The 6,194-nt window shown below is 63.3% G+C and carries 6 protein-coding genes and 1 pseudogene; 6 read left to right on the top strand and 1 reads right to left on the bottom strand.

Annotated elements, in window-relative coordinates; translation table 11 throughout:
* Window positions 1–130 (top strand): annotated as a pseudogene (locus EN939_RS17170) (polyprenyl synthetase family protein); the annotation flags it as partial.
* A gap of 6 nt (window positions 131–136) precedes the next feature.
* On the opposite strand, the gene EN939_RS17165 reads toward EN939_RS17170, so the two are convergent.
* Window positions 137–1,588 carry an MFS transporter gene (locus EN939_RS17165; RefSeq protein ID WP_127268977.1) on the bottom strand — a complete coding sequence of 484 codons (1,452 nt, stop codon included), beginning with the start codon at window positions 1,586–1,588 and terminating at the stop codon, window positions 137–139.
* Between the two features lie 100 nt (window positions 1,589–1,688).
* Here EN939_RS17165 and EN939_RS17160 point away from each other — a divergent pair, with 100 nt between their 5' ends.
* The 5 genes from EN939_RS17160 to EN939_RS17140 all read left to right on the top strand — a co-directional run bounded on the left by EN939_RS17160 (window position 1,689) and on the right by EN939_RS17140 (window position 6,192).
* Complete coding sequence (locus tag EN939_RS17160) at window positions 1,689–2,291, top strand: TetR/AcrR family transcriptional regulator (RefSeq protein ID WP_127268976.1); 603 nt, start codon at window positions 1,689–1,691, stop codon at window positions 2,289–2,291.
* Between the two features lie 76 nt (window positions 2,292–2,367).
* Entirely contained in the window at window positions 2,368–3,018 is a 651-nt protein-coding gene (locus EN939_RS17155) for a GntR family transcriptional regulator (protein ID WP_127268975.1), read from the top strand.
* A 107-nt stretch (window positions 3,019–3,125) separates the two neighbouring features.
* Window positions 3,126–3,719: a biotin transporter BioY gene (locus tag EN939_RS17150; protein WP_127268974.1), complete on the top strand. Its 594-nt coding sequence runs from the start codon at window positions 3,126–3,128 to the stop codon at window positions 3,717–3,719.
* A complete protein-coding gene (locus EN939_RS17145) occupies window positions 3,716–4,159 on the top strand; it encodes a DUF1284 domain-containing protein (protein WP_127268973.1) in 444 nt (147 codons plus the stop codon). The genes EN939_RS17150 and EN939_RS17145 overlap by 4 nt, the downstream gene beginning before the upstream one ends.
* A 257-nt stretch (window positions 4,160–4,416) precedes the next feature.
* Complete coding sequence (locus EN939_RS17140) at window positions 4,417–6,192, top strand: tetratricopeptide repeat protein (RefSeq protein ID WP_127268972.1); 1,776 nt, start codon at window positions 4,417–4,419, stop codon at window positions 6,190–6,192.
* The last annotated feature ends 2 nt before the right edge of the window (window positions 6,193–6,194 follow it).

Below are 6,194 nucleotides of genomic sequence, written 5' to 3'. Positions count from 1 at the left end.
CGCCGACACGATCGGACGAGCCCGCCATTTCGGCGAGATCGCCCGCGACGCGCTGGCGCCGCTGGAAGCGACGCCGCAGAAATCGGCGCTGATCGACGTCATCGATTTCTGCATCAGCCGGGTGAACTGAGCGGCGTCACCCGGTTGCCCGCTGCTTCGCCTTTCCCGGCAAAGCGAACGCGGCCAGCAGGCTGACAAAGATGCCCGCCGCCGCCAGCCAGAAGGCGATCTGTATGCCGTCGGCGATCGCGGCCTTCAGTGCATCGCCAGTCAATCCGCCGACATGGCTGTTGGCGATCGCGATCAATGTCGCCATGCCGATCGCGTTGCCGATGTTGAGCGTCGTGCAGGCCATTCCCGAGGCAACGCCCTGTTCGTCGTGTGCCACGCCCGACGCGGCCGCGATCCACATGGCGGTCCAGACGATGCCCTGTCCGACACCGGAGATGATCAGGCCGGGAACGATGGCGGCATAGCTGCTGTCGGCTGATGCTCCAAGGACCATCAGCGCTGTGCCGGCTGCGCCGACTATCATGCCGCCGACCAGGGTCGAGCGTGTAGAAAAGCGCGTCGCCAGGCGCTCACCGAGCTGCGTGCCGGCGGCGATGGCGATCGACGGCACCAGGAACGCCAGGCCTGTTTGCAGGGCGGTGAAGCCATGTACGGTCTGCAACAGCACGGTCAGGAAATAGGGCAGGGCTCCGAACGTTCCCATGAACAGGAAGGTGATCGTCATGCCGGCGACGAGGCTGCGATTGCGGAACAGCCGCAGCGGCATCAGCGGGTCAGCGCTCTTCGCCTCAATCAGCGCGAAGGCGATAATGAAGATCGCTGCCAGTGCGGCGCTGGCGATGATCGCTGGCGAACCCCAGCCATATTCAGGTCCCTGGACCAGCGTGAAGACCAGCAATGTGGCGCCTGCGGTGACGGTCAGCGCGCCCGGCAGATCGAAGTTGCGGTGCTGGTGCCGCTTGGGATCGCGCGGAATGATGGCAAATGCGGCGATGATGGCGATGCCAGCCAGCAGCACATTGACGTAGAAGACCGACGACCAGCCGAAGGCGCCTGTCAGGATTCCACCGGCCAGTGAGCCAAGGGTAAGGCCGCTCGCGCCGGCACCGCCCCACACCGCCAGCGCCCTGTTGCGTTCCGGTCCTTCGGCAAACAGGCGGTTGATCAGCGAGAGCGTCGCCGGGAACAGGAAAGCGCCGCCGATGCCTTGCACGGCACGCGCAGCGATGATGATTTCCGGCGACCAGGCGAGGCCGCCGACCAGCGACGAAAGCGCATAGAGCCAGAGCGCGAAGATGAAGATGCGGCGCTGACCGATAAGGTCGGCGGCGCGGCCGCCGAACAGCAGAAAACCGCCGGTAAACACGGTGTAGGCGCTCACCACCCATTGCAAGGTCTGGCCGGAAAAGCCCAGCCCAGCCCCGATTTCGGGCAGCGCCACGAAGACGATGTTGATGTCGAGAGCGATGATAAGCTGGGCGAAGGCGAGCAATGCCAGCGTGGCGCCGCGCTTCGCGCCAATCCCTCCCTGTGTCGCAGTGGCGCCGAATGGCAGCCCTTGATCGAGTGAACTCATGCCAGTCTCCTTTCGATTCTTTATCGATCGACAAAGAATTGAATTTGCAATCTTGAGTCAAGCGGATTATTTGTGGATCGATAAAGAAATGGAGGTTGCGATGGCGGGACGGCCAAGGGAGTTCGACAGAGCCCAGGCTCTGCAGAAAGCGCGCGATGCCTTCTGGATGCGCGGCTACGAGGGCACCTCGATGGCCGACCTCGTCTCCATGCTTGGCCTGGCCTCGGCGCGCATCTATGCCGCCTTTGGCTCGAAGGAGGATCTGTTTCGCGAAGCCGTTGTTCTCTACGAAACCAGCGAAGGAAGCTTCGCCACCGGTGCCCTTGCCGAAGAACCAACCGCTCGGCGGTTTGTCGAGCGGCTGCTGCGCGATGCGATCGATATCTACACAAGGCCGGATCTGCCGAAGGGCTGCATGGTTGTCTCGGCCGCCACCAACTGCGCTACCGAAAATGACGGCGTGCTGCATTGGCTGGCCGAGCGCCGACTGGCGCGCAATGCATTGATTGTGGAGCGCCTGAGAAAGGGTGTTCGCGACGGCGACCTCAAGCCGGATACCGATCCGGAAGCGCTTGGCGACTACTACACCACGCTGTTGTTTGGCCTCTCAGTGCAGGCGCGCGACGGGGTGCCGAAGAAGCGGCTGCATGACCTGGTCACCGTGGCGATGCCTGCGCTCGACGGTTTCGTCTCACAGCCTTGAGTCTTGCTTCTGGCGCCTCGCGATTTCGACTGCAATTGTCTCGACAAGCTGCCCTGCCGCAAATTATCTATAAAACATGGCAAAGGGCACAGACGACACCATCGCGGTGCGCATCAGCAAGGTTCTGGCGGACCGCATCATATCCGGCGCGATCGAGCCGGGGGCCAGGCTTCGGCAGGATCATATCGCCGAGGAATTCCAAACCAGCCATGTTCCCGTGCGCGAGGCCTTCCGGCGTCTGGAGGCGCAAGGGCTGGCCATCGGCGAGCCGCGGCGCGGCGTGCGCGTCGCGTCTTTCGATCTGGGCGAGGTCAAGGAGGTCGCCGAAATGCGCGCCGCCCTTGAGGTGCTGGCGCACCTGACATCGGCCATTCTCGATCTCGCCGAGGAGGCGACCAAGGCCGGCGACAAGTCCCGCGATGTCAGGTCGTGGGAAGAGGCCAACCGCGCCTTCCACCGCTTGATCCTGTCGCCATGCGGCATGCCGCGCCTGCTCGCGACCATCGACGATCTGCACGCGGCAAGCGCCCGTTTCCTGTTCGCGGCATGGCGGTCGGAGTGGGAGACGCGCACCGATCAGGACCATCGCGCGATCCTCTCCGCCTTGCGGCAGGGAAACACCGAATCCGCGGCCGTCACACTGGGGCGGCACGTCCAATGGATTGGCCGCAAGCCGGTCAGGACGGCCTCCGGGACGACGCGCGAAGCTTTTGCCATCGTAGGTTAGTCGGCCTCCGCCAAAGCCAGGGCTTGCAATCTCCAGGGAAGTGTGGATTCGATAATAGATCGGAAAGAGAAATTATCTATAATTTTCAATCGATCAAAGGAATCCCAATGACAGACGTCGCATTCTCCCCCGGCAAGCCGTCGTTCAGTCCGCTCCGGCTCCAGGATCGTTCTCTTGCCTGGCAGGTTGGAGCCGTCGTGCTTGGCACCCTGTTCCTGGCGCTGGCGTCCTATATCGAGGTGCCGATGGTGCCGGTCCCGGTAAACATGCAGACCTTTGCCGTGACCCTGATCGGCGCGCTCTATGGCTGGCGGCTTGGCGCGCTCACCATCGTCGCCTGGCTGGTCGAGGGTGCGGTCGGCTTTCCGGTTCTGTCCGGAGGGGCAGCGGGTGCGGCGCATTTCGTCGGGCCGACGGGTGGCTATCTCTTCGCCTTCCCGCTTGTCGGCGCCTTGGTCGGCTGGCTAGCAGAACGCGGCTGGAACGGCAAAAGGGTGATGCTTGCCTTTGTCGCCATGCTGCTTGGCAACCTTGCCTGCCTTGTGCTGGGCACAGCATGGCTTGCCGTCATGATTGGAGCCGAACAGGCCGTTACCTTCGGCTTCCTGCCGTTCATCGTCGGCGGCTTGCTCAAGTCAGCGCTGGGTGCCGCGACCCTCATGGCCTTTCCCGGCGGCAAGGCCAAGCCGGCCAATCCGTGACGATCAAGCTGCGCGCCCATCATCTCCTTTGCCCGCTCACCTATGTGGGCAAGGGATACAGCCCCGCCTTCACCGCCAATTATGATCGCGTCGCGGAGCGCCTGAGCCGGGGCGAGGACATCCTCCTCGTTTCCGGCCCCGACGATGTCTGCGCTCCATTGCTCGACGAGCCGGAACCTCACTGCCTCAACGAGAGCGTCGTCGAGCGGGACCGGCTCGCCGCGCTGGATGTAGGAGAATTGCTGGCGCGGCCAATCCGGGTCGGCACCCACCTCGATCTCGACACGGGGACCTTGGCCCGGATGCGGCAGGCGTTTTCGGCTGGCCTTGTACGCAAGGCCTGCGGCGGCTGCGAATGGAACGAACTGTGCAGCACGATAGCGGCCGGTGGATACAGCGACACGCTGGTGCAGCGGTCCGCCGCGCCAGCCGAGGGTTGATATTGGCCCCGAGCCTTAGCGGTCGAAGCCGAGCTCAAGGGTCGAATCTGCGATATCTTCGGCGCCGCGCAGGGCCAACACCGAAATTCAAGACCGGAAAACTGGTGCCTGTCGCCATGATTTGTTAATCGGGTGCCCGGATTGTGAATTCGAGGCGGATTGAAGCGCGACCCCAAAAAGGCCATGCTTTGCCTGGAAAGATCGAGTCTACGCCGATCCCGCTGATGCGGAGATGGCGCCTGGCTGAAAGGGATATGATGCGGCAAGGACGTGCGCGCTGGCTGACAAGGCTGGCAATTGTGACCGGCATGGCGATCTCGGCTTTGCCGGCCTATGCCAAGCAAACCACCGAACCGGTCAAGATCACGTCGTTTTCGGGCGCTTATCTGGCGGCCCGGGTCGCCGAGGGCGACAACGACCTCGACAGGGCCATCGCCTACTACAAGCAAGCATTGGCCTTCGACCCGAGCGACACCGGCCTGCAGCAGAGCCTGATGCTGTCGCTGATCGCGCAAGGGCGCTTCGACGAATCCCTGGTCTATGCCGACAAGCTCAAGGAAGTGCCTGACGTCGAGCGTTTCTCGCGCTTGGCGCTCGCCGTCGATTCCTTCCACAAGAAGGATTTCACCAAGGCGCAGTACTGGCTCAAGCTGTCGCTGGAATCCGATCTCGACCGGTTGATCTCCGGCGTGATGTCCGGCTGGGCGCAGCAAGGCGCCGGCGAGCCTGCCGATGCGATGGCGTCCATCGACAAGCTGCAGGGGCCGGATTGGTTCGGCCTGTTCAAGTCGTTCCACCGCGCCCTGATCGCTGATGCATCCGGCATGCCCGAAAAGGCCGAGGCGATCTATGCCGCGACCATGCAGGATACCGCCGCCGGCGGTGCTGCTCCCGAAACCTGGATGCGCAACGCCCAGGCCTACGCCTCGTTCCTGGTCCGCAAGGGCGACAAGACCAAGGCGCTGTCGGTGCTCGACCAAGCCGAGGCGTTTTCGCCGGGCAAGCTGGAAATCGTCGCCTTGCGCGACCGAATTGCAAAAGGCGACAAGATTGCGCCGCTGGTTGCCGGCCCATCCGATGGCGCCTCCGAAATCCTGCTCGACCTCGCCACCGCGCTCAACCGTGGCGGCGGCGAGCCGTTCGTGCGCCTCTATCTGCAATATGCGCTTGCTTTGAAGCCTGACAGCGACGCTGCCCTTGTGCAACTCGCCGCCGTGTCCGAGCAATTGAAGGACGGCGAAGGTGCCATCGCGCTCTATCGCCGGATTCCCGCCGCTTCGCCGCTGAAGGAGCTTTCGGACCTGCAACTCGGCCTCAATCTTGCCGATCTCGACCGTCACGAAGAAGCGATCACCCATCTGAAAGCCTTGGTCGACGCCCACCCCAATGACATGCGCGCCTATCTGGCGCTCGGCGGCGTCTATTCCTCGAAGGACGATTTCCGTTCGGCCGCCACTCTCTACGATAAGGCCGTCGAGGTGCTGAAGGCGCCGACCGCGGCCAACTGGAACATCTTCTACCAGCGCGGCATCGCTTATGAGCGTCTGAAGGAATGGCCCAAGGCCGAGCCGAACTTCCGCAAGGCGCTGGAACTGTTCCCCGACCAGCCGCAGGTGCTGAACTATCTCGGCTATTCCTGGGTCGACATGAACATGAACCTCAAGGAAGGCCTGGCGATGATTCAAAAGGCCGTCGACCTCAGGCCGAGCGACGGTTACATCGTCGATTCGCTGGGTTGGGCCTATTTCCGCCTCGGCAGGTTCGATGACGCGGTGCGCGAAATGGAACGCGCCGTGTCGCTGAAGCCGGAAGATCCGGTTCTCAACGATCACCTCGGCGACGCCTACTGGCGCGTCGGCCGCAAGCTGGAAGCCACCTTCCAGTGGAACCAGGCTCGCGACCTGAAGCCGGACCCCGATGTGCTGGCCAAATTGCAGCAGAAGCTGATGAAGGGCCTGCCGCCGATCGAGTCCAACACGGCGCAGGAAACCCCGAAGGTCAAGCCAGAGCCGGAGCCCGCCCCGAAAGGGTGAAG

Source organism: Mesorhizobium sp. M7A.F.Ca.CA.002.05.1.1, from assembly GCF_003998335.1.
Lineage (GTDB): Bacteria > Pseudomonadota > Alphaproteobacteria > Rhizobiales > Rhizobiaceae > Mesorhizobium.
This window is presented reverse-complemented; position numbering and strand designations above follow the sequence as displayed.